The 21,671-nt window shown below is 49.9% G+C and carries 23 protein-coding genes; 19 read left to right on the forward strand and 4 right to left on the reverse strand.

Annotation, left to right across the window (positions count from 1 at the left end; translation table 11 throughout):
* The first annotated feature begins 9 nt into the window (after positions 1-9).
* From AB9R92_RS06860 to AB9R92_RS06895, 8 genes are all read left to right on the forward strand, one after another.
* Complete coding sequence (locus AB9R92_RS06860) at positions 10-984, forward strand: quinone oxidoreductase family protein (protein WP_370668717.1); 975 nt, start codon at positions 10-12, stop codon at positions 982-984.
* Entirely contained in the window at positions 981-1,955 is a 975-nt protein-coding gene (locus AB9R92_RS06865; protein WP_370668718.1) for an MBL fold metallo-hydrolase, read from the forward strand. Before AB9R92_RS06860 ends, AB9R92_RS06865 begins: the two co-directional genes overlap by 4 nt.
* A 16-nt stretch (positions 1,956-1,971) precedes the next feature.
* Entirely contained in the window at positions 1,972-2,898 is a 927-nt protein-coding gene (locus AB9R92_RS06870; protein WP_370668719.1) for a ketopantoate reductase family protein, read from the forward strand.
* A gap of 91 nt (positions 2,899-2,989) precedes the next feature.
* Complete coding sequence (locus tag AB9R92_RS06875) at positions 2,990-4,732, forward strand: carbon starvation CstA family protein (RefSeq protein ID WP_370668720.1); 1,743 nt, start codon at positions 2,990-2,992, stop codon at positions 4,730-4,732.
* Positions 4,733-4,855: 123 nt separating this feature from the next.
* Entirely contained in the window at positions 4,856-5,119 is a 264-nt protein-coding gene (locus AB9R92_RS06880) for a cory-CC-star protein (RefSeq protein WP_370668721.1), read from the forward strand.
* 24 nt (positions 5,120-5,143) lie between these two features.
* Positions 5,144-6,085 carry an ArsA family ATPase gene (locus AB9R92_RS06885; protein ID WP_370668722.1) on the forward strand — a complete coding sequence of 314 codons (942 nt, stop codon included), beginning with the start codon at positions 5,144-5,146 and terminating at the stop codon, positions 6,083-6,085.
* On the forward strand, positions 6,082-7,065 hold the full coding sequence (locus AB9R92_RS06890) for a zinc-binding dehydrogenase (RefSeq protein ID WP_370668723.1): 984 nt from the start codon (positions 6,082-6,084) through the stop codon (positions 7,063-7,065). The genes AB9R92_RS06885 and AB9R92_RS06890 overlap by 4 nt, the downstream gene beginning before the upstream one ends.
* Positions 7,066-7,135: 70 nt before the next feature.
* Positions 7,136-7,444, forward strand: a complete 309-nt coding sequence (locus AB9R92_RS06895; RefSeq protein WP_121300825.1) for a DUF4870 domain-containing protein — start codon at positions 7,136-7,138, stop codon at positions 7,442-7,444.
* An 856-nt stretch (positions 7,445-8,300) separates the two neighbouring features.
* On the opposite strand, the gene AB9R92_RS06900 is transcribed toward AB9R92_RS06895, so the two are convergent.
* Both AB9R92_RS06900 and AB9R92_RS06905 read right to left on the reverse strand, forming a co-directional pair.
* Positions 8,301-8,741 carry a YtoQ family protein gene (locus AB9R92_RS06900; protein WP_370668724.1) on the reverse strand — a complete coding sequence of 147 codons (441 nt, stop codon included), beginning with the start codon at positions 8,739-8,741 and terminating at the stop codon, positions 8,301-8,303.
* A 66-nt stretch (positions 8,742-8,807) separates the two neighbouring features.
* Entirely contained in the window at positions 8,808-9,029 is a 222-nt protein-coding gene (locus AB9R92_RS06905; RefSeq protein WP_216969444.1) for a transcriptional regulator, read from the reverse strand.
* A gap of 128 nt (positions 9,030-9,157) precedes the next feature.
* Here AB9R92_RS06905 and AB9R92_RS06910 point away from each other — a divergent pair, with 128 nt between their 5' ends.
* From AB9R92_RS06910 to AB9R92_RS06925, 4 genes are all read left to right on the forward strand, one after another.
* Positions 9,158-10,321 carry an exonuclease SbcCD subunit D gene (locus tag AB9R92_RS06910; protein ID WP_370668725.1) on the forward strand — a complete coding sequence of 388 codons (1,164 nt, stop codon included), beginning with the start codon at positions 9,158-9,160 and terminating at the stop codon, positions 10,319-10,321.
* Positions 10,318-13,407 (forward strand): SbcC/MukB-like Walker B domain-containing protein, encoded by a 3,090-nt coding sequence (locus AB9R92_RS06915; protein ID WP_370668726.1) that lies wholly within the window; start codon positions 10,318-10,320, stop codon positions 13,405-13,407. The genes AB9R92_RS06910 and AB9R92_RS06915 overlap by 4 nt, the downstream gene beginning before the upstream one ends.
* 105 nt (positions 13,408-13,512) lie before the next feature.
* Entirely contained in the window at positions 13,513-13,725 is a 213-nt protein-coding gene (locus tag AB9R92_RS06920) for a hypothetical protein (protein ID WP_370668727.1), read from the forward strand.
* 146 nt (positions 13,726-13,871) lie between these two features.
* Positions 13,872-15,140, forward strand: a complete 1,269-nt coding sequence (locus AB9R92_RS06925) for an acetyl-CoA hydrolase/transferase family protein (protein WP_370668728.1) — start codon at positions 13,872-13,874, stop codon at positions 15,138-15,140.
* A 58-nt stretch (positions 15,141-15,198) separates the two neighbouring features.
* On the opposite strand, the gene AB9R92_RS06930 is transcribed toward AB9R92_RS06925, so the two are convergent.
* On the reverse strand, positions 15,199-15,975 hold the full coding sequence (locus AB9R92_RS06930) for a 2-keto-4-pentenoate hydratase (RefSeq protein ID WP_370668729.1): 777 nt from the start codon (positions 15,973-15,975) through the stop codon (positions 15,199-15,201).
* Positions 15,976-16,111: 136 nt separating this feature from the next.
* Here AB9R92_RS06930 and AB9R92_RS06935 point away from each other — a divergent pair, with 136 nt between their 5' ends.
* On the forward strand, positions 16,112-16,948 hold the full coding sequence (locus AB9R92_RS06935; protein ID WP_370668730.1) for an STAS domain-containing protein: 837 nt from the start codon (positions 16,112-16,114) through the stop codon (positions 16,946-16,948).
* A gap of 37 nt (positions 16,949-16,985) precedes the next feature.
* Here AB9R92_RS06935 and trhA read toward each other — a convergent pair whose 3' ends face one another.
* Positions 16,986-17,633, reverse strand: coding sequence for a PAQR family membrane homeostasis protein TrhA (trhA, locus tag AB9R92_RS06940; RefSeq protein ID WP_370668731.1), 648 nt, complete (start codon positions 17,631-17,633; stop codon positions 16,986-16,988).
* Between the two features lie 129 nt (positions 17,634-17,762).
* Here trhA and AB9R92_RS06945 point away from each other — a divergent pair, with 129 nt between their 5' ends.
* From AB9R92_RS06945 to AB9R92_RS06970, 6 genes are all read left to right on the forward strand, one after another.
* Positions 17,763-18,344, forward strand: coding sequence for a DUF1836 domain-containing protein (locus AB9R92_RS06945; protein ID WP_370668732.1), 582 nt, complete (start codon positions 17,763-17,765; stop codon positions 18,342-18,344).
* Positions 18,325-18,759, forward strand: coding sequence for a YaiI/YqxD family protein (locus tag AB9R92_RS06950; protein WP_370668733.1), 435 nt, complete (start codon positions 18,325-18,327; stop codon positions 18,757-18,759). Before AB9R92_RS06945 ends, AB9R92_RS06950 begins: the two co-directional genes overlap by 20 nt.
* A 139-nt stretch (positions 18,760-18,898) precedes the next feature.
* Positions 18,899-19,600: a type 1 glutamine amidotransferase domain-containing protein gene (locus AB9R92_RS06955; protein WP_370668734.1), complete on the forward strand. Its 702-nt coding sequence runs from the start codon at positions 18,899-18,901 to the stop codon at positions 19,598-19,600.
* 57 nt (positions 19,601-19,657) lie between these two features.
* Positions 19,658-20,722: a type III polyketide synthase gene (locus AB9R92_RS06960; RefSeq protein WP_370668735.1), complete on the forward strand. Its 1,065-nt coding sequence runs from the start codon at positions 19,658-19,660 to the stop codon at positions 20,720-20,722.
* Positions 20,719-21,240, forward strand: coding sequence for an isoprenylcysteine carboxyl methyltransferase family protein (locus AB9R92_RS06965; protein WP_370668736.1), 522 nt, complete (start codon positions 20,719-20,721; stop codon positions 21,238-21,240). The genes AB9R92_RS06960 and AB9R92_RS06965 overlap by 4 nt, the downstream gene beginning before the upstream one ends.
* A 90-nt stretch (positions 21,241-21,330) precedes the next feature.
* Positions 21,331-21,612 (forward strand): hypothetical protein, encoded by a 282-nt coding sequence (locus tag AB9R92_RS06970; RefSeq protein WP_370668737.1) that lies wholly within the window; start codon positions 21,331-21,333, stop codon positions 21,610-21,612.
* The last annotated feature ends 59 nt before the right edge of the window (positions 21,613-21,671 follow it).

Genomic DNA, 21,671 nt, shown 5'->3' on the forward strand with positions numbered 1-21,671 from the left:
GGAAAAGAGATGAAAGTGGTGAAATTCGAGGAATACGGCGGGCCGGAAGTGCTTCAATATACAGATTTGGAGCGGCCAAAGCCGAAAAATCATGAAGTGCTGATGGAAGTGAAAGCGGCTGGTGTCAATTACGCAGATACGGCAAGACGTGAAGGGAAATACGTGGTGCCGACCGAATTGCCTTATATCCCAGGTTCCGAAGTGGCGGGCGTGGTCGTTGAAACAGGAGAAGGCGTCACGCGTTTCAAATCCGGTGACCGTGTTGTCGCCTTGATCGAGTCATCTGGCTACGCTGAATATGCGGCGATTCCAGAACAGGTCTTGACGCCGGTACCGGAAGGCGTCAGTTTCGAAGAAGCCGTCGCGTTGCCGCTGCAAGGCTTGAGCGCTTACCATATTCTAAAAACGATGGGCCGTTTGGAACCCGGTGAAACGGTGTTGATCCATGCTGCCGCAGGAGGTGTCGGGACGATTGCCGTGCAGCTTGCGAAACTTTTCGGGGCAGGTAAAATCATCGCTACAGCGAGCACGGAAGAAAAACTGTTCCATGCCGAGAAAATGGGTGCGACTCATTTGGTGAACTACAGCGAAGATGATTGGGTGCAGCGCGTCAAAGAAATCACTGAAGGGAAAGGGGTCGACCTGGCGCTTGAAATGGTCGGGGGGAGCGTCTTCAACGATACGCTGAAAACCTTGGCGCCGTTTGGGCGATTGGTCATCTTCGGTGCGGCAAGCGGAGAGCAATCCACATTCGCACCAGGTCAATTGATGAAGCGCAATCAATCGGTCATCGGTTTTTTCCTGCCACAGATCATGCGTAAACCTGAGTTGTTCCAAAAAAGCTTTCAGGAATTGCTCGGATATATGGATAGCGGACAATTGAAATTAACGATCGGCGGCACGTATCCCCTCGAACAAGCAGCTGATGTGCACGAACTACTGCAAAGCCGCAAAACAATCGGCAAGCTGGTGCTGAAGCCATGAATAAAACCCGGCAAACCAATTCCCAAGAAGTGCTGGACGAACTTGGATTGAAACTAGTAAGGCATCCTTTGCCGTTTAGACTGAACCATGTCAATTGCTTTATGGCAAAGGGGGGGGAAGGCTGGACAATTATCGATGCCGGATTGAACAATGACGCATCTAGAGAGTTGTGGGAGTGGGAAATCGGGGACAAAAACGTAGAGCAAATTCTCTTGACCCACTACCATCCCGATCATTTCGGCTATTCGGGCGGCTTGCAGCAGAAGACCGGAGCGCGGCTGTCGATGAGCAAAATCGACGCGGATGCAGGAATGAACTCCTGGGATGATGCGTTTTTGGATGCCTTACCCGGCCATTACAAAGCGGCAGGCATCCCGGAAGAGGCAGCCCAGGAAATGGCGGACAACACGAGAGCCTTTCAGCCGCTCGTGTCCCCGCTTCCGGAAGTGGATCATCATTTCGAAGAAGGGGAGAAAATCCGCATCGGCCGCTTTGACTATGAAGTGCTGTTCGTGCCAGGGCATTCGGATGGCATGGTGTGTTTTTACCAACGGGAGCACGATGCGTTATTAGCGGCAGACCATATTTTGCCGCGCATCACGCCGAATATTTCCTATTGGTTTCACGGCGACCCGAATCCGCTTCTGACGTATATGGATTCTTTGGGGAAAATCCGCAAACTGGATGTGGACTGGGTCATCCCATCGCATGGCCAGCCGTTCCAAGGCGCAAACAAACGGATCGATGAATTGCTTGCCCATCACGAAGAACGCTTGGAGGCGACGTGGCAGATGCTTGAACAGCCGCTAACGATTTTTGAAGTGCGCGAGCGCCTGTTCGACCGGCCGTTGACAGTCCACGAAATGCGTTTTGCGGTTGGGGAAACTTTGGCCCACCTTGAATATTTGCGCGCTGAGGGCAGATGCGAACGGGTCATGGAAGCGGAGCGCTGGATCTATAAACAAAATTAAAAAAGGATGTGTCACGATGAGAATGTTGATGGTAGGTGCAGGCGGCATCGGGGGATACTTCGGTGCGCGTTTGCTGGAAAAAGGCGAAGACGTAACATTTCTAGTCAGGGAAGGGCGCAAAAAAAAGATTGAAGAAGAAGGCTTGCGCGTCAATAGCCGGCACGGAGATCTCCATCTCCAGCCGGCTCTTTTGACGAAAACGATGAAAGCCGAGCCGTTCGATGTTATTCTCCTATCGACAAAAGCGTATCAGCTTGAACAAGCTATCGAAGACATCCGTCCGTTCGTTGGCGAGCAGACAATGGTCTTGCCGCTGCTGAACGGCATTGCACATGTCGACCAACTCGTATCTGCGTTCGGAGAAGAAGCGGTGATCGGCGGCTTATGCTTTATCGAGACGACCATCGGCGAAGACGGGTCGATTGTCCAGACGAGCCCGATCCATCAATTGGTTTACGGGGAACGGGGCGGCGAGCGGACAGCGCGCATCGACAAATTGAAAGCGCATTTCGATGGGACGAAGGCGGAATTCGTGTTGAGTGAGGATATCGATCAGGACATGTGGCATAAATATATGTTCATCACGGCGATGTCCGGCATCACTTCCCTCATGGAATCCCCCATCGGCCCGATCCGCAAGCTGCCGTCCGGCCAATCTGCCATCCAATCGCTGCTCGAAGAACTAGAAGCAGTCATGACGGCGATCGATGCGCCAATCAAAAAAGGGATCGCCGCCATCCAGCTCGACAAAGTCAACAGCATGGACGACAGCATGAAATCATCGATGCAGCGGGATATGGAAAAAGGCCAAGGCATCGAAGCCGATCATCTGCAAGGGCATCTCATCGAAAAAGCCCAGCAAGCCGAAGTTCCGGTTCCGGTGCTTGAGACCGTCTATACGAAGCTGAAATTATACGAAGAAAACAACATTAAAGAGAAATAAAAAAACAGAACATTTACAATATTAAAATACTCCTCTATGATTAAACAAGATATGCAGAAATTTCAAAAATGACAAAAGGGAGTTGGGGAATGTGAATGCAATTGTTTTAGCTGCTATTGGACTGTTTATATTCGTTCTCGGATACCGGTTTTATTCCAAGTTCGTAGCAGAAAAGATCTTCAAGCTTGATCCGAATTACGTAACACCGGCCCACCGTTATAAAGATGGCGTCGACTTTGTCCCGACCAATAAATTCGTCTTATGGGGACATCATTTCACTTCCGTTGCGGGGGCAGCGCCGATTCTCGGGCCGGCCATTGCCGTCTATTGGGGCTGGCTGCCAGCGGTCCTTTGGGTCGTTTTGGGTACGGTTTTTGCAGCCGGTGTCCATGATTTTGGAACACTCGCGCTTTCGGTCCGCAACAAAGGGCAATCCGTCGGGACGCTCGCTCACCGTTTGATCGGGCAGCGTGGAAAAATCTTGTTCTTGTTCATCATCTTGATTTTGGTGCTCATGGTCAATGCGGTATTCGCCTGGGTCATCGCGAATTTATTCATCTCGTATCCGGCCAGCGTCATTCCGGTGTTCATCCAGATTCCGCTCGCGATTTGGATCGGTTATGCTGCTTACAAACGCAATATGAAGATGCTTGTTCCTTCCTTAATCGCACTGGCTGTCATGTACGGTGTGGCGGTTATTTCCAGCCAAGTGGAATTCCTGCAAATCGACCTTGTTCGCTATATGGGCGGGGAAGAAGGCGCCGGATTGTTCGGCCTTGGCGCGATTTCCAGCGCATTCTTCATCTGGATTGTCGTGTTGATGGTTTACGTCTATATCGCATCCACACTGCCGGTCTGGAAACTGCTCCAGCCGCGTGATTTCATTAACTCCCATCAATTGATTGTGGGCCTTGCGATTTTGTATCTTGGCCTATTGTTCACGAATCCTGAAATCACGGCTCCTGCCACAAATCCGGGTGCCGATGTTTCTTGGTTCCCACTGCTCTTCATCACCATCGCTTGTGGGGCGATTTCCGGCTTCCACGGGCTCGTTTCCTCAGGCACTTCATCGAAGCAGCTGGATAAAGAAACAGATGCCCGCTTTGTCGGATACTTGGGAGCTGTCGGTGAAGGCGTACTCGCGTTGATCTCGATTATTGCCGTCATCACGCTATTTCCTAATCGGGAAGCATTCAGCGCTTCTTACAGCAGCTTCGCTGAAGCAAGCGGTGCCGGCCTTGGAAACTTCATCGAAGGCGCGACAATTCTTGCTTCCGGATTGATGATTCCGGGATCAGTCGCTTCGACGATCGTTTCGATCATCGTCGTTTCGTTCGCTGCCACCACACTTGATACATCTGTCCGCCTCATGCGCTATATCATCTCTGAGCTGGGTGTTGAATACAAAGTGCCTCAGCTTGAGAAAAAGCATGTCGCGACTTCGATTGCGGTGCTTTCGAGCGCGGCGCTCGTCATCTTGCCGGAAGGGCCAAATGGATTCGGTTCAGGCGGCTACTTATTATGGCCGTTGTTTGGCACATCCAACCAGTTGCTTGCCGGTATCAGCTTGCTGTTGATTTCGATCTGGCTTCGCAAGCTCGGAAGAAATTACATGATCACCATTATTCCGATGGCGTTCTTGATGTTCATGACGCTGTGGGCGATGTTCCAGCAAGTGTTCCTGCAATGGGCTTGGTACAATGAAGGGTCGAATACATTGCTGTTTGTCTTCGGGGCCATCATTTTCGTCTTTACCCTGTGGATCATCTTGACTGCCGCACAGGCACTCATGAGCAAATCAAATCCTGGCTTTTCAGATGAAGATTTGAAATAATAGCGGTAAAGAATGCAACGGGAAATAGAACTGCTGCCAGAAGGCTGTTCACTATTATAGGAAGAAATGCCAAGGGATCATATTCATGTGATCCCTTGTACTTTTTTCAGGAAGAGGTGCGCTATGCCGATCAGCGAAAAACTGAAAAAACTAATTGACTGGTATGAGGCTGTCTTGGAACATCCGCACCGAACGGAAATCGCCCGGGAGCTCCGCAGTGAAGATGATTTGTTCCTGCTGATGCTGTATTCGGAAATGCTCGGCATCCCGAATCCGGTCTATTACTATACGCTCGAGCTTTACCCGTACATGATCGAGGAATTCCACGACTGGCATTTGCGCATGGGCATGGAGAAATCGCCGCTGTCTGGAATCCGTTGCTGCTGACATTTAACGAAACGAGGGACTATCATGGATGTATTATCGAAAAGCATTATTTTTGTCGGAGGCAAAGGCGGTGTCGGCAAATCGACATCCGCTGCAGCGATCGCCTGGCAATCCGCTAAAGCGGGCTACAGGACGTTGCTGGTCTCTACAGACCCCGCGCATAATGTCGGGGACATTTTCAACGAACAAATCGGCGGCCGCACAAAAGAAATCGCCGACAATTTATACGCGCTTGAAATCGACCCTGAAATCGAGACCGAAAATTACATCAAAGGCGTCAAAAACAATATTCGCGGAACGGTCCACACGAGCATGATGGAAGAAGTGAACCGCCAGCTCGATACGGCAAAAGCCTCTCCAGGCGCGGATGAGGCAGCGCTTTTTGACAAACTGATCCACATTATCTTGGAAGAGCGCCAGCATTTCGACAAGCTCGTGTTCGACACGGCACCGACCGGGCACACGATCCGGCTGTTGTCGCTGCCGGAACTGATGGGGGTGTGGATTGAAGGCTTGCTTGATAAGCGCCGGAAAACCAATGAGAACTATACGGCGCTGTTGAACGACGGCGAACCACGCGAAGATCCGATCTACGATGTCTTGCGCGAGCGCCAGGAACGCTTCTCGAAAGCGCGTGATATTTTACTCGACGCCAAGCAAACCGGTTTTGTTTTCGTCTTGAACCCGGAGCGCCTGCCGATCTTGGAGACGAAAAAAGCATTGGAGCTATTGGATAAATACCATCTCCATGTGAAAACCTTGATCATCAATAAAGTGCTTCCGAAACAAGTGGAAGGCGCATTTTTCCAGGAACGCAAAAAGCACGAAACGAAATATATGGACATGATCAAAGAAACATTCCCGAAACAGCAGCTATTGTACATTCCGCTGTTTTCGCAAGACATCATCAGCAAGCAGCAGCTCGAACAATTCAGCCAACATTTTCAGGAGGGTGACGCAGTTTGAAAGCATTTGTAATGGAAGCAGGACAATATAAATTAAAAGACATGCCGGAACCAACAGCGCAACAAGGAGAAGTGGTCGTGAAAATTCGCGACGCAGGCGTCAACCGCCGCGACCTCGGCCTATTGAAACGCTACGGGGATAATCCGGAAGCACTGATCATCGGGTCGGACGGGGCAGGCGTTGTCGAATCGCTCGGCGAAGGCGTGACCGATTTTGAAGTAGGCGATGAAGTCATCATTAATCCGGGGCTGCGCTGGGAACAAAACAGCGACGCGCCGCCGGAAGGCTTTGATATTCTCGGCATGCCGGACCACGGGACGTTCGCCGAGAAAATTTCCATTTCCGCCCAGCAACTGGAGAAAAAGCCAGTGCACCTGTCATGGGAAGAAGCAGGCGGGCTCGCGCTTCCTGCTTTGACTGGCTACCGTGCCTTGTTTACGAAAGGGCAAGTGAAAAAAGGCGATACCTTGTTCATTCCAGGCGCAGGAAGCGGCGTTGCGACGTTTTTGATCCAGTTCGCGAAAAATGCCGGCGCGACGGTAATCGTCACCTCAAGAAGTGAAGAGAAACTGGCCCGCGCAAAAGAAATCGGCGCGGATATCGCCATCCCGACCGACAGCGATTGGGTCAAGGAACTCGAAGGCCAGACGATTGACCTCGTCATCGACAGCGTTGGCGGCGCGACATTCAACCGTTCACTCGACGTATTGAAAAAAGGCGGGCGCATCGTCATTTTCGGTGCGACGACCGCTGATAATGTCGATTTCAATTTGCGCAGCTTCTTCTATGGGCAATACCAATTGTTCGGTTCGACGATGGGCAGCCGCGAGGAATTGCGCGACATGCTCCAGCATATCGAACAACACGGTACCCATCCTGTCGTCGACCGCGTCTTCTCTTTGGACGAAGCGCAAGAAGCGTTTGATTATTTGGCGGAAGGCAAGCAGTTCGGCAAAGTGGTTTTGCGTGCTTCCGAGTAAAAAAATGAAACTTTTTTGATCATCGGCCGTATATAAGGGTAAGAAAGCAATTTGACTGGAGGTCAACCTAATGGAGAACACAGGAATGAAAATACTCGTCCACGCCAGTGCGTTTTTCCTTCCGTTTCTTGTCCCGGTGATTGTCTTTATTCTTTCGGCCGATCAGGAAGTGAAGAAACTATCGATTCAAGCTTTATTGTTCCAATTGGTCATGAGTGCATTGATTTTTGTATCAAGCTTACTGACAGTGGTTTTAATCGGATTCCCGCTCTTGCTGTTGTTCGGCGCCATTGGTATCATCGTGCCGATCATCGCAATCATCAAAGCCTTGAACAACGAGCCGTACGATTACCCGGTCGTTGGAGCATGGTACCAATAATGGAATGAAATCAGCTTTGCAAAACCGGCCGAGAATATTTTTCGGCCGGTTTTTGTATGGAATCAAGTATGTGAAGTACAAGAGAGGGAAGTAGTAATTTTTATATGGGGGGATTGCGCTCCAATCGAACACTCCATATAGCTCGGACTACGTGGAGAGTATAGTATAGGAAAGTGAGTAGAAAAGCTTCCGCTTTTCGACTGCGTTACAGGGGGCTGCTTTCCGAGGGGCGGGTGTTGAGCCAATGTGCCGAAGAGCGCGGCACATTTGTCTCGCCAGCCCGCGCGGTCCCTCAGGAGTCATCCCCCTTCCACTCCGTCTCTAGCTTTAAAGGGGAAAATCATTTCTTCAGCTCCTTTAAAATGAAATGTAGAAAATCAGCTTATTATATAGCTTGCTTCAGGCAGGTCGAAGAATGAAGTGTCACATGTCTCCATCCATTAAAAATACTAGCAAATTTGATCTGTTCAAACAGCGGCTTGTCAGACGCACCATCTCAGGAAGCGATTCCCCCGCTAGCCGGCAACTGAATACAGAAGCAGATCTGATTAAATATTCTTCACATAAAGGAATCTCCAAGCTGCCGAGCGTCAAGGGTGAGCCGACGCAATAAGACAGGCGCTCTTTCTGGCTTATTGCCAAAGGCCAACCCAAAGCCGGGCGGCGAATAGTAAGATGAAGCTTAAATCAAACACCCAAACATTTACACACAAAAACTCTAGCTATCTTTGTTAATGCTCGATCCGGGAAGCTACTATTCAGAGAAGCACCCAACAATGAATGACACATCTTTTAATTTTCCATCATTCAAATTCACCAATAAAAAAGTGCAGCGACTCAGCCGCTGCACTTTTTGTTATTCAAAAATATAAGACAAAGCTTTGATCGCCTGGTCGCACGTTTCGACGGTGGCGTTCGCTTTTTGGGAAAGTTCTTTTAGCGGGTGATGGAGTTTTTCAGGGCGGATGACGATGAGCGGTTTATGGCTCGCCAAAGCGGCGCTTGCGTCCATCGCGGTATTCCACTGCTTGTACTGCTCGCCGAACAAGGCGATGACAAGGTCCGACTTTTCCATCAAGACGCTCGTGCGCAAATTATTGAAGCTGGATGCCGCAGCGTCCTTGAAGATGGCGTTCGGCTGTTCGCCGAGGATTTCTTCGCCAATATTATCGGAGCGGTCGTGGTCTTCCATCGGGCCGACGAAATCGACCGGCAAATTAAGCGCCAAGGCTTTCTTTTTGATTTCTTCGCGCCACGAACTGTGAATTTCGCCTGCAAGATAAACGGTTAATCTCATAATTCTCAACCTCCATTTTCCATTTCCTCTTAGTGTAGCATAAAGAAAGAGGGGCGGGAAAAGGATTCAGACAATTTGGCGTTCTCTTGTTCGGACGGGCATGCATGAAAGCACATGGCTGATTTTAAAATGGCGCTTCTCGCGGCGTAAAAAACAATAAGCTTGGAACGAATCCCCGCTGACTTTCAGGATTTTCACGCGGCGTTTGCTGATGGTGCCGTCGTTTGCAATGTACATCATGTCGATCAATTGCCGGTATTTGAATGCTTTCAGAAGTTGCGCTTTCATGATAACCCTCCTCGGATAAGAACGTTTGTTCTCATTATATACGGGCCGGGGGAATGAAACAAGTGAAATGAATCGTGTATAATGGAACGAACGTATATTCTTTTATATAGAAGAAAGGGGATCTTTTTATGAAATTCATCCATACCGCTGACTGGCATCTCGGAAAATTGGTGCAGGGCGTACATATGACAGAAGACCAGCGATTTGTGCTGGATCAATTAATCGAAGCGATTGAACAGGAGCGCCCCGATGCACTGGTTATTGCGGGCGATTTATATGACCGTGCCGTGCCGCCGACAGAAGCGGTGCGTTTGCTGGATGATCTACTCGCAAGAATCGTGTTGGACATGAAAGTGCCGGTGATTGCTGTGGCGGGCAACCATGACAGTCCAAGCCGCTTGGATTTTGGAAGCCGCGCATTGAAAAGCAACGGCCTCCATATCGCGGGACCGATCCGTCCTGAATTCGAGCCGGTCGTTTTGAACGATGAAGCGGGAGAAGTGCATTTCCATCTAGTGCCGTACACGGACCCGTCGATGGTGCGCCATGTTTTTGAAGATCCGGACATCAAAACCCATGACGATGCGATGAAAGCAATCTCTGCGCGCATTTCCGCGGAAATGAATCCGTCTGTACGCCATGTGTTCGTCGGCCATGCATTTGTGACGCCGCGGGGGGAACAGGAAGACAACACAAGCGATTCCGAACGGCCGCTTGCGATCGGCGGGGCGGAACATGTCAGCGCGCAGCATTTCCAGCCGTTCCATTACACAGCGCTCGGCCATTTGCATAAAGCACATTATGTATTGAATGAAACGATCCGCTATTCAGGGTCGCCGTTAAAGTATTCGATTTCAGAAGAGCATCATCAAAAAGGCTTCCATATTGTCGACTTGGCGGCGGACGGTGCCGTCACGGTCGAAAAGCGTTTGTTCGAAGCGAAGCGCGATATGCGTTCAGTCGAAGGGACCATCGCGGACATCATGGGGCATGAGAGAAGCGAGGATTATGTTTTCGTCACCTTGCTCGACGAGACGCCCGTTTTGTATCCGATGGAAAAAGTGCGCTCCGTGTATCCGAATGCGATGCATGTGCAGCGCAAAACTTTCGCAAAAGAAGCCGGCGAATCGACTCTCGGCAACCGCCGGAAAATGGACCCGATGCAATTATTCAACGCGTTTTATGAAGAAGTAAAAGGCGATGTACCATCTGCGGAAACAGCTGAACTGTTCGGTGACGTGCTGCAGGAATTCCTGCAGGCAGATTCTGAACGGGAAGAGGTGAAATCATGAGACCGGTGAAATTGAAACTGACGGCATTCGGCCCGTACCGCGACAGTGAGGAAATCAATTTTGAAGACTTGGAAGGCAATCGTTTATTTGTCATTTCCGGCAGCACCGGTTCTGGCAAAACGAGCATTTTCGACGGTATTTGTTTCGCGCTTTACGGATCTGCAAGCGGCTCGGACCGCAGCGAACCGAAAAACCTGCGCAGCGATTTTGCCAAGGATTCGGTCCATACTTCAGCTGAATTGACCTTTGAAGTGCACGGCACGACTTACCGCATCCTGCGGCAGATGAGCCATGTGAAAACAGGCAATAAAAGCGCGACCGGTGAACGCTATGAATTTTTCGAAGTGACCGATGCGGGTGAAAAGCCTTGCGTCGAGCGGCAAATCGTCTCGGAACTCAATCGCCGCATCGAAGAAATCCTCGGGCTGACTTTTCCCCAATTCAACCAGATCGTCATGCTGCCGCAAGGGGAATTCCGCAAGCTCTTGACGTCTGAAACCGATAATAAGGAAGCGATTTTAAGGAAGATTTTCCGTACCGAACCATACCGTTTGGTGGCCGAACGGCTCAAACAGAAAAAAGACGAGGCGCAGGAACGATTCAAAGCGCAGCAGCTGCTTTACAAAGAGCAAGTGCAGGCGATCGCGGGTTCTTTGCCGCAACGGGAATCGGCTCTTTTTGAAGTGTTCGCACAAGGCGATTTCCAGCGCAGCCAACTGCTCACAGGGCTTGAAGGGGAGATCCGCCATTATGAATCGGAAAGCATCGGCTTGCAAGAGCGCTATCAGAAATCCTATGATTTCCACAATAAAAAGATGGCCGAGTTCCACGAAGCAAAAGGCTGGAACGGGCGCTTCGACGAATTGGAGACGAAACAGCGTCATTTGCAAGAACTCGAACAGCAACTTCCGGCGGTCAAGGAATGGGAGCGGCAAGTCACGGCAGCCGATCAAGCGGGCATGATTACGGGCTTGGAAGAACAACTGCTGGAACTGGTGGCCGATGAACACCAAAAACAAGAAGAATTGCTTCGTGCGGAGACGGCTGAACAGAAAGCCCAAGAAATGAAGCAACAGGCGCAGCAAGTGAAAGATGAAGAAGAAAACCGTCATGAACAGCGTCAAACTGCACAGCAAGCGCTGATCCGCTTGGTTGATATGGAAGCAGGCGTAAAGGAACTGGAGCGACAGCGTACAGCTGTCCGGCAATTGGAGAAAGCGGCTATCCACGCCAGCACGGCATTGCAAAGGACCGATGAACAAATAATAAGTGCCGAGCAAAAGTTGGCACAAACGAAATCATTGATACAACAACTGGAAGAAAGACTCGAGCATTTCGACGATAAGCGGGACCGCCAGAACCGGTTGATGGAACAACAACGCGTCTTGGCGGAATACCTGCGCTTGGCACAAAAGCTTGAAGGTTTGGCCGAACAATCAGCGGGAAATCAGGCAGAGTTTGAACAAGCGCAAAAAACCTATCAATTGATGGAACAGGATTGGTTCGCCAACCAGGCAGCGCTGCTCGCATCGAATCTGCACGACGGGGAAGCGTGCCCCGTTTGCGGCAGCCTCGACCACCCTGCAAAACAGCCAGGCAGTTCTGCAGCAGTGAACCAGCACGCAATAGAACAGGCCAAACAAGTGTTGGCGCAAAGCGAGCAGAAATTCCGGAAAACGGAAGCGGAACAATCCGCAGTTCGTGAACAGGCGGCAGTGAAGCGGGAGGAACTGGACGCCATGTCGCTCATTGCGGAACAAGCTGGCGAACAATTGGAGGCGTCGCGGGCTGAGCAACATTCATTAACTGGAGAACTCGAACAATTGCAGTCCGATAAGGAGCAGCTGCGCAAGCGCAAGTTGGCGTTTGGGGAGATGGAAGAGCAGTTATCGAGCTTAAAAAAACAACAGGCGGAAGCCCAGCGCAGCGCACAAGAAAAACGCAGCGCATATGAATCGGCACAAGCGGTATTGGAAAGCAAACTGACGGCGATTCCGGAAGCGCTGCGTGATCTGGGGGCGCTTCAAGCGGAGACCGCAAAAGCGCAAGAATCAAAAGACCGCTTGGATGCTGCTTGGCAACAAGCGCAGGAGGCTTTGCAAAAAGCTGAACGGCAAGTGTCGGAAGCGGCAGTGTCGCTTCGCCACAGCAAGCAGTCCGTGCAAGAATTGCAAGAGAAGCGCGGCCATGCCGAAAGCCGTTTCGAGGAAGCGCTCGTGAAATCTGCGTTCGCTACGAAGGAAGCTTATCAACAGGCCAAACTGGAAGCATCCCGTTACGAAGAATTGAAAACGCGAATTGAGCAGTACAAGCAAGACCGCCACACGACAGAGCGGCAAACGGCGGAACTTGAAAGCGCGCTTGATGGCCGTGGCCGTATTGACGTGTCGGATGCGGAACAAGCGCTTGCCGAATTGAAAGCCGATTACGAACAGGCGCTGTCTGAATTGAATCGATTCAAAGAATATCAGAAAAAAGCCCAAGCGTTCTTTGACGAAGTCTCTGAGGCGTCGGCAAAAGAAGCGGCAGCTGAAGCGGAATTTGCGCGCATCGTTGACCTGTACGATACCATCCGGGGCCAGAACGATGTGAAGTTGTCCTTTGAACGCTATTTGCAGATCGAGTATTTGGAACAGATTTTGGAAGCGGCCAATGAACGGCTGAAGCATTTATCGAACGGGCAATTCCATTTGACGAGAAGCGACCGGCAGGAAGCGCGCGGGAAACAAAGCGGCCTCGGCCTGGATGTATACGATGCCTATACCGGACAGACGCGCGACGTCAAAACGATGTCAGGCGGAGAGAAGTTCAATGCCTCTTTGTGCCTGGCGCTCGGGATGGCCGATGTCATCCAAAGTTTTGAAGGAAATGTATCGATTGAAACCATGTTTATCGATGAAGGCTTCGGCTCGCTGGATGAAGAATCCTTGAACAAAGCGATCGAGACATTGGTGGACTTACAGAAATCGGGACGGATGATCGGCGTCATTTCCCATGTGCAGGAACTGAAAGCGGCGATTCCGGCGATTTTGGAAGTGGAAAAGACGAAAGAAGGCATCAGCCGGACACGTTTCCAATTGAAGTGATGCGAAACGTTTACAATGTGGCTGGAACGTGAATGATAAGAGCAAAGCTTGTTTTCAAAAAGAGTCTTTTCAGCAGGCAAGCAGATTGGCAAAGGGGTTTTGACGATGAAAAATTTCAGTTTCAATGCCAGACTGATTTATTTCGGAGCGATAGTACTTTTCAGTCTTGGCTTCTTTCTCCTGCAGCTGTCATCAGTCATGGACGGTAGCACCGGCATTGGCTCGATCATCTTGCTTATTTTATGGGGTGTAATGGCCGCATTCGGCATTGGCGGCATCATCGCGAGCTTTGCGGTGAAAAAACGCAGCAATAAATAGCGAGGGAGCCACCGCAGAACCCATCTTGGTTCTGCGGTGGCTCTTTTGACTGAAAAGGCAGAATAGCGATGAAAGTTTGGCAACTCAATCAAGCGCAAATTCTATGATAAAGTGGAAACAATATTAGAAATCAGGAGTGAATGCAGATGTCCAAACAACTTAGCCCGAAGCAAGTGGTCGATTTAATCGAAGCGCAAGCGGATATCATCGTGCCGATTGCGAATGGGGAGCCGGTCCGGCTGCTCGATATCCTGGAACAACACGCCCAGGAACTGGAGGGGGTCAAGATTCACCAAATGCTCGCCTTGCGCGAACGTGCTTACATCCGCGGAGAACTCGAGCAGCTTCGCCATGTGTCGTATTTCCTGAGCGGCGCGACCCGCAAAGTGTACCAGCAAGCGAAGATGGACCTGGTGCCGAATAATTTCCACGAGATGCCGCGCCTGTTGCAAAAAGCGACGAAGATGTCGATGATCATGACAGTCGCTTCGCCGATGGACGAACACGGCTACTTCACATTCGGCACACAAGCCGATTACGTCGCTGAATTCGTTGGAAAAGTGCCGTTTATCTTGGAAGTGAACGAACACATGCCGCGTACATTCGGCCGCAACCAAATCCACATTAGCCAAATTGCAGGCTACGTGGAGCATCACGCGCCGCTTGCAGAAGAGAAGGCCGGTGAAATCAGCGAGATGGACATCCAGATTGCCTCATCGATCATCGGCGACATCGAAAACGGCGATACGCTTCAGATCGGCATCGGTTCTGTGCCGAACGCCGTCATTAGCATGCTGAAAGACCATCGCCATTTGGGGATCCATACGGAAATGCTGCCGGACGGCGTGGCGGACCTCGTCAATTCGGGAGCAATCGACGGCACGCGCAAATTTACGAACCCTGGCAAGATTGTCGCGACGTTCGCCTACGGTTCAAAGAATTTGTACGATTTCATTGATGGCAACCCGGCCGTGGAGATGCTGCCGGTGAGTGTTGTCAACGATCCGCGGGAAATCGCCAAAGAGAAAAATATCGTCTCCATCAATGCGACGACAGAAGTTGATTTGTACGGCCAATGCGCTTCGGAAACGGTCGGCGGAAAATATTATTCATCCAGCGGCGGCCAAGTCGATTTCGCGCGAGGCGTCCGCTTCGCAGAAAACGGCAAAGGCTATATCTGCATGCCGTCGACTGCCAAAAGCGAGAGCTTGTCGCGCATCAAGCTGAACTTGGCGCCTCAATCGGTCGTGACGACAGGCAAAAACGATGTCGACAACATCGTCACGGAATACGGCATTGCGCGCCTGCACGGCGTGTCTCTTGCCGAGCGTGCAAAGCGCCTTATCAATATCGCGCATCCAAAGTTCCGTGAAGAGCTGACGTTTGATGCGAAAAAGAACGGCTTCTTGCTGTAAAATGTGTTGTTTGATATGAACACCAAAATCCCCAGCTGCAAAAGCAGCCGGGGATTTTTTAATGGACGGTCAGTTCGACACTGCCGATGCCTTCGTATTTCGCTTCGTAACGCCCTTTTTCAAGCGGCTTTGGCAAGATGAACGTGCCGGATGAAACGGTCAGGCCGCGCTTTAGCTTTAGGCCATGCGCTTCAAGTTCTGCGGCCAGCCATTTGATAGCGTTCACCGGGTGCCCCAGTACTTCAGATGAGCTTCCGGAAGCAATCGGTTCGCCGTCGAGGAATAATTCGCCGTGGACTTGATCGAGTTGATCGTATGAACGGCTTTTTGCGGGTTCCCCGACGACGATGCGGCCAGCGACTGCGCTGTCTGCGATGACTTGTCCGAGTGTGATATTCGGGAACCACTCGGTGAATCGCGAGTCTGGAACTTCGATGCCCGGGGCGACCAAGGTTTTTTCAAGAATCGCTGTTGTGGAATCATTGGCGTCGATATCTTCTTGGACGAGGAACATCAATTCGATTTCGATCAATGGTGACAGCATGCTTGAGAGCTCAATGGTGTTGCCCGAAATGGAGGGAGCGGTCAATGCGCCGTACAATGGCTTTTCGGAGCTGAACAATTGCTGGGTCTCGGGGCTTGTCAAACTGATTTTATAGCCTGCCAGCGGTTCCCCGTTCTGTGCTTTTTTTGCTGTCACTGCCTGCTGCACCTCATAGGCGAGGCGGGGATGGATCGATTGTGGAATCCGGTCTTTCCCGAAAGCTTGCCGGTTTTCATATGCGCTGTAAAGGCGTGTCGCGTATTCCTGGTTCTCTAAGTTTAATGGTGCCATTATTCAGTCTCCTTTCCTTGGTTTTATCTTATCATTTTACATATGGTGTTGGCAGGCAGAGAAGGGAAATTTGCTTTTCGATTGGCATATCTTATAAGATGGTAGGGACAAGTTAGAAAAAGGAGCGGCATATATCATGGGAGAAATTAGCAGAGAGCTACATGATTTCATTCTAAAAAACAAAAATGCCATGGTCGATGAATGGCTTTCCACACGCAGCAATCATGCAAATACCGTATATTCCGCCCGTGCATCCGACGATACGGTAGAGAAACTGAGAAAAGAATCGCTAGGCTTTATCGAGGCCGTCACGGCAATTTTTATCCACGACAAAGAAGAATCACTTGCTTACGTTGAAGATTGGTCATCGACGATTGCAAAAGAACGGGCCCAGCAATCCGTTCCGCTTTATGAAGTAATGGAGCATCTTGGGCAATTGCGCAGAATCTATTGGAATTGTGTCCGCAAGTTTTTTGAGGAAGTCGAAAGAGCGGACAGCCGGGATGCGCTGCGCTGGAGCGAAATGTTAAACGATATGTTTGACTTCATTATCGAAAGCTTCGCGCGCCATCATCATGAAGCCCACCAGCGCTTGCTTGCGAGCCAGCAGGAAGTGATCGACGAGTTGAGCAGTCCTGTCATTCCAATCCGTAAAGGTGTCGGCATCTTGCCATTGGTCGGCGGAATTGATACATACCGCGCCAAAGTGATTTTGGAGACGGCGCTCGAAGAAAGCGCCAAGCAGCAATTGACGACCTTGTACATCGATCTGTCGGCGGTGCCGATCGTCGATACGATGGTAGCGCATCAATTGTTCCAGCTGATGGATTCGCTGAGAATCATCGGCGTGGAATCGGTCCTATCGGGCATCCGACCTGAAATCGCACAAACCGCCGTGACCCTCGGCATCGATTTCAAGAACATCAAAGTTTACGCCAACCTGATGCAGGCGCTTGATGCACTCGAACATTAAGAAAGAGCCGTTCTCTTTGAGAGCGGCTCTTTTTGCATTACAGCACGTATAAGTAAACGGCCAGGAAGTGGCATGTGCTTCCGAGCAAGATGAAGATATGGAAGATCTCATGGAATCCTAAATAACGAGAAGACAGGAACTCCGGTTTGAGCCAATAGATGACACCGCCGACCGTATACAAAAGGCCCCCGGCAACGAGCAGCCATAACCCGGCAGCGGGCAGGCTGGAGGCAAGCGGGCCCACTGCGAAGATGATGATCCAACCCATCAAGATATAGATAGCGGTCGACAGCCAGCGCGGGGAATGGAACCAAATCATCTTGAAAAAGATGCCGCTGATGCCCAGCGCGGCCACAACAGCGAAAATTGACCAGCCGAGCGTGCCTTCAAGCGCAATCAAGCAAAACGGCGCATAGGAACCGGCAATCAGCAAGAAAATCATGGAATGGTCCAGTTTGCGGAAAAAGGCGATGACCCCGGGGCGTGCTTTTACGGAATGGTAAACCGTCGAAGCGGTGTAAAGCAGGATCAAGCTGATGCCGAAAATGACAACCGCTGTAATATGTGCCGCAGGTGCTTGCGAATAGGCAGCTTTGATAGCCATGGCGAGCAAAGCGGTAAAGGACAAAAGAGCTCCGGCCAAATGGGACAAAGCGTTGAAAGGCTCTCGGATAAATGCAGTCATGGATCTTTACCTCCTGATACGTAGTTATTGAAACTACTTACAATAATATATGTATTGATATTACAGGTCAAGTTTGTCGGCTTTTCCATCATAGGGTAAAATGAAGGAATAGAAGTTGAGGTGAAGCGAATGGAAAATATCAATCGGCTCGTTAGCCAATTGGCGCTCGACAGCCAAATCCGAACAAGCGATATCCCGAAAATCGATTTATACGTGGATCAAGTCATCCAATTATTCGAGACGGCCTTTCATGATACGAAAAGGTATCCGGACGATAAAATATTGACGAAAACGATGATCAATAATTATGCTAAAGGGAAATTGTTCTATCCGGTGCAGCATAAAAAATATACGCCCGACCATATTATGCTCATCAGCTTGATTTACCAAATGAAAAGTACGCTATCCATCAACGACGTAAAGAAAGTGCTGGAAAAGGTGAATGAAAAAGCGCAGGAGCGGGAATTGGATCTATCCGAATTCTATGAAACCTACTTGGCGCTTCAACAGGACAACCATGCCGCCTTCAAAGAAGAACTGGAGCGGCAGGCGGAGGCCGTAGCACACACCCAAAGCGAGGAAGGCGGAGAGCTTTCAAAAGTGCTGTTCATTGCATCGCTTGTCCATAAGAGCAATCTGTACCGGAGAGCCGCTGAAAAACTGGCGGATGAACTGGTGAGGGAGGAAGCCGATGGCAAAAATCCTTATTGATGCAGACGGCTGCCCGGTGGTCGATTTGACGATCGAACTCGCTAAGCGTTTCAGTTGGCCGGTGCTGCTCATTTGCGACACGTCCCATGAAATGCACCGGGAAGGAGCGGAGACGCTGACGGTATCGAAGGGAGCGGATGCGGTCGATTTTGTGTTGGTGAACCGTGTGCAACCGGGCGATATCGTCATCACACAGGATTATGGGCTTGCCGCGATGGTGCTCGCAAAACGCGGCGTCCCGATCGACCAAAACGGGCGCATCTATAATGAAGGCAATATCGAACAATTGCTCCATGGCCGCCACGTCGCCAAGAAAATCCGCCAAAGCGGAGGGCGCATGAAAGGGCCGAAAAAACGCCAGCAAGCCGACAACGACAAGTTTCGTGACAGCTTGACGCATATATTGGAAACGTGAAAGATCCGCAGCCATGCGGATCTTTTTTTAAAAGAGTGGATAGTAGTGGCCGGGCAAAATCAAAAACACAGCTTACGAGTAATTTCTGGACTACAGGGAATATATAGGAATATGAACAAACGGATGGGAGGAAGATACGATGAAGAAAATAGCAGTCATTGTGACAAATCATAAAGACTTAGGGAGTCGAGGGAAAAAGACGGGATTATGGTTGCGGGAATTGACGGATTTCTACCACGAGGTAAAAGATGATTTTGAAGTGGACATCATCAGCACAAAAGGTGAAAAAGTACCGATTGACCCAAGAAGCCTTCCGGCGGCAGTGATCAATGGCCGGACGCGCCATTACTACTTGGACAAAAACATCCAGCAGCAATTGGACCGGCCGTTGACACCCGCCGAAGTGAAAGCTGACGAATATGCGGGCATTTACTTTACCGGCGGGCACGGGACCATGTGGGATTTCCCGGACGATAAGGAATTGCAGCGCATGACAGCGAGCATTTACGAAAAGGGCGGCATTGTAGCAGCGGTCTGCCACGGCCCGAGCGGTTTATTGAATGTCCGCCTGTCCGATGGCAGTCCGTTATTAGCTGGGCATCTCGCTACCGGCTTTTCGGATCTTGAAGAAAAACTGCTTGGCCTGTATAAAGAGATTCCATTTTCCTTGCAGCATGAACTCAAAGAGCGTGGCGCACTTGTCCAAATCGCCCAACTGCCGCTTGAAGCATGCGTCATTGAATCGGGTCGTTTGATCACCGGGCAAAACCCGGCATCTGCATCCGGCGTCGGAGAAAAGATGCGAGAATTGCTTAAACTCGCAGAGCGTTACTCTGATTGAGGACATCAACCGCAACCGGCAAGAAAAGTGGGTTGAAAAAACGGAAGGGGGAAGGTTATGTCATTCATCCAAACAGTGGTAACTGAAAATGCGCCGTACCGTGTGAACCAGCATGATCTCGTCGGCGTTGTCAGAAACTTATTTGGAAGTGATTATCAAGACATCGAAAGATTGCTCAAAGTATTCAATAATGGGCAAATAGAGAGCCGTTATTTTGCAGCGCCTTTGGAGTGGTTTGAAAAAGATAGGACGTTTGAAGAAAAAAACAGGCTTTACATTAAAGAAGCCGTGCGGATGGGCAGTGAAGCTGTAAAGAAATGCCTGGAACAGTCCGGAGTTGAAGCGGCTGAAATTGAAGCGATTATCTTTGTCTCCAGTTCTGGCCTCTCGACACCAACAATCGATGCCCGGATCATGAATGAACTGGAAATGCCTGCAAATATTAAACGTTTGCCGATTTGGGGGCTGGGATGCGCGGGCGGGGCGGCAGGTCTCAGCAGGGCGGATGACTATTGCCGGGCTTACCCGAACGCAAAGGTCTTGGTGCTTTGTCTGGAATTGTGCAGCCTCACTTTTGTTAGGGGAGATAAATCGAAAAGCAATTTGATTGGCACTTCACTTTTTGCGGACGGCTCTGCCTGTGTACTGGTGACAGGTGACCATGCTGCTTGCGGAAATGGCTTTAAAATTCATGCAAATCGCTCCCAGTTAATGCCGCAATCAGAAGATGTAATGGGGTGGGACATACAAAACTCCGGATTACATGTTGTTTTTTCACGAAGCATTCCTGGAATTATCGAGGATTGGCTTAAACCGAGCGTTACCGAATTTTTGGAAACACTGGGAAAGTCGCAAACGGATATACGTCATTTCATTGCGCATCCAGGCGGTAAAAAAGTCTTGAGCGCATATGAACGGTCATTGGCGCTTCCTTCTTCACAAACAGCTATTTCCCGCAGCGTGCTATCCGAATATGGCAATATGTCTTCACCCACAGTGCTCTATGTCTTAAAAAAGTTCATGGAACAGCCGATGCAGCCAGGAGAAGAAGCATTGCTCACTGCCCTTGGCCCCGGATTCAGCTCAGAGATGCTATGGCTTGAATGGGTGGCTGCAGAATGATGCCTATTTTCTACACTATCTTGCTTATTATAGTTCTGCAGCGGATTTTTGAACTTTTCTATGCCCGGAGAAACGAGAAAAAAATGAAGCAAAAAGGCGCATTGGAGTTCGGTGCCGGCCATTATAAATGGATTGTTTTGCTTCATGTTTTATTTTTTGTGGCGCTGCTTGTGGAAGTGCATCAGCTAAATGGAACATTTGGCATTGCTTGGCCCCTCTTTTTGTTTTTATTCATAATGGCTCAGATTGTCCGTATATGGGCGCTTAAATCTTTAGGGCCTTATTGGAATACAAAGATCATTGTCTTGCCAGGCGCTGAGAAAATAGCACTTGGGCCATACCGCTTTTTGCCTCATCCCAATTATCTAGTGGTCGCAATTGAAATATTGGCTCTTCCTTTGATTTTTGGGGCATGGAGAACTGCTTTGATCTTTACAGTTGCGAATGCACTGTTGTTAATATTTGTTCGTATTCCGGCGGAAGAGCAGGCGCTCGAGATGCTTAAAACCAAAAGGTGAAAAAACTTTTCTATTTCCTAATTAAATTCATGCCAATGGGGTATATAGAAAAGACATGATAGAAACACGCATTATTTTGGAGGGATTTTGATGAAGAGATCAACGATGAATACAGTAGTAGGCAGCGCACTTGCAGCAGCTGCAGGGATTTTCGTCTACAAAGCGTATCAAGAGAAAAATACAGTCCGCGTACAGGAAGACATCGATATGCACAACAGCAAAGAAATCGATGAGCGCGAAAGTGTCTACGCCATCGAAGATTCAAGTGAACAGGGGCTCTCGCAATTGGATTCCGCTTACCGTGAAGAATGGCAAGCGAATGCTTTCCCGCAAACCCAGAAGGAATTGCGCGAACTTGAAGAAGACAAATAAATCATAGGCGAAGGCGAAGGTGAAGGCAGAAAAACATCTGCCTTCGCTTTTTCTTCGTG

The organism is Planococcus sp. SSTMD024 (assembly GCF_041320495.1).
Lineage (GTDB): Bacteria > Bacillota > Bacilli > Bacillales_A > Planococcaceae > Planococcus.

What these genes read in the sequence shown, in the direction of transcription:
- AB9R92_RS06860 (WP_370668717.1), top strand. Translation starts at nt 10, where the DNA reads ATGAAAGTGGTGAAATTCGAGGAATACGGCGGGCCGGAAGTGCTTCAA.
- AB9R92_RS06865 (WP_370668718.1), top strand. Translation starts at nt 981, where the DNA reads ATGAATAAAACCCGGCAAACCAATTCCCAAGAAGTGCTGGACGAACTT.
- AB9R92_RS06870 (WP_370668719.1), top strand. Translation starts at nt 1,972, where the DNA reads ATGAGAATGTTGATGGTAGGTGCAGGCGGCATCGGGGGATACTTCGGT.
- AB9R92_RS06880 (WP_370668721.1), top strand. Translation starts at nt 4,856, where the DNA reads ATGCCGATCAGCGAAAAACTGAAAAAACTAATTGACTGGTATGAGGCT.
- AB9R92_RS06885 (WP_370668722.1), top strand. Translation starts at nt 5,144, where the DNA reads ATGGATGTATTATCGAAAAGCATTATTTTTGTCGGAGGCAAAGGCGGT.
- AB9R92_RS06895 (WP_121300825.1), top strand. Translation starts at nt 7,136, where the DNA reads ATGGAGAACACAGGAATGAAAATACTCGTCCACGCCAGTGCGTTTTTC.
- AB9R92_RS06900 (WP_370668724.1), bottom strand. Translation starts at nt 8,741, where the DNA reads ATGAGATTAACCGTTTATCTTGCAGGCGAAATTCACAGTTCGTGGCGC.
- AB9R92_RS06905 (WP_216969444.1), bottom strand. Translation starts at nt 9,029, where the DNA reads ATGAAAGCGCAACTTCTGAAAGCATTCAAATACCGGCAATTGATCGAC.
- AB9R92_RS06910 (WP_370668725.1), top strand. Translation starts at nt 9,158, where the DNA reads ATGAAATTCATCCATACCGCTGACTGGCATCTCGGAAAATTGGTGCAG.
- AB9R92_RS06915 (WP_370668726.1), top strand. Translation starts at nt 10,318, where the DNA reads ATGAGACCGGTGAAATTGAAACTGACGGCATTCGGCCCGTACCGCGAC.
- AB9R92_RS06920 (WP_370668727.1), top strand. Translation starts at nt 13,513, where the DNA reads ATGAAAAATTTCAGTTTCAATGCCAGACTGATTTATTTCGGAGCGATA.
- AB9R92_RS06925 (WP_370668728.1), top strand. Translation starts at nt 13,872, where the DNA reads ATGTCCAAACAACTTAGCCCGAAGCAAGTGGTCGATTTAATCGAAGCG.
- AB9R92_RS06930 (WP_370668729.1), bottom strand. Translation starts at nt 15,975, where the DNA reads ATGGCACCATTAAACTTAGAGAACCAGGAATACGCGACACGCCTTTAC.
- AB9R92_RS06935 (WP_370668730.1), top strand. Translation starts at nt 16,112, where the DNA reads ATGGGAGAAATTAGCAGAGAGCTACATGATTTCATTCTAAAAAACAAA.
- trhA (WP_370668731.1), bottom strand. Translation starts at nt 17,633, where the DNA reads ATGACTGCATTTATCCGAGAGCCTTTCAACGCTTTGTCCCATTTGGCC.
- AB9R92_RS06945 (WP_370668732.1), top strand. Translation starts at nt 17,763, where the DNA reads ATGGAAAATATCAATCGGCTCGTTAGCCAATTGGCGCTCGACAGCCAA.
- AB9R92_RS06950 (WP_370668733.1), top strand. Translation starts at nt 18,325, where the DNA reads ATGGCAAAAATCCTTATTGATGCAGACGGCTGCCCGGTGGTCGATTTG.
- AB9R92_RS06955 (WP_370668734.1), top strand. Translation starts at nt 18,899, where the DNA reads ATGAAGAAAATAGCAGTCATTGTGACAAATCATAAAGACTTAGGGAGT.
- AB9R92_RS06960 (WP_370668735.1), top strand. Translation starts at nt 19,658, where the DNA reads ATGTCATTCATCCAAACAGTGGTAACTGAAAATGCGCCGTACCGTGTG.
- AB9R92_RS06965 (WP_370668736.1), top strand. Translation starts at nt 20,719, where the DNA reads ATGATGCCTATTTTCTACACTATCTTGCTTATTATAGTTCTGCAGCGG.
- AB9R92_RS06970 (WP_370668737.1), top strand. Translation starts at nt 21,331, where the DNA reads ATGAAGAGATCAACGATGAATACAGTAGTAGGCAGCGCACTTGCAGCA.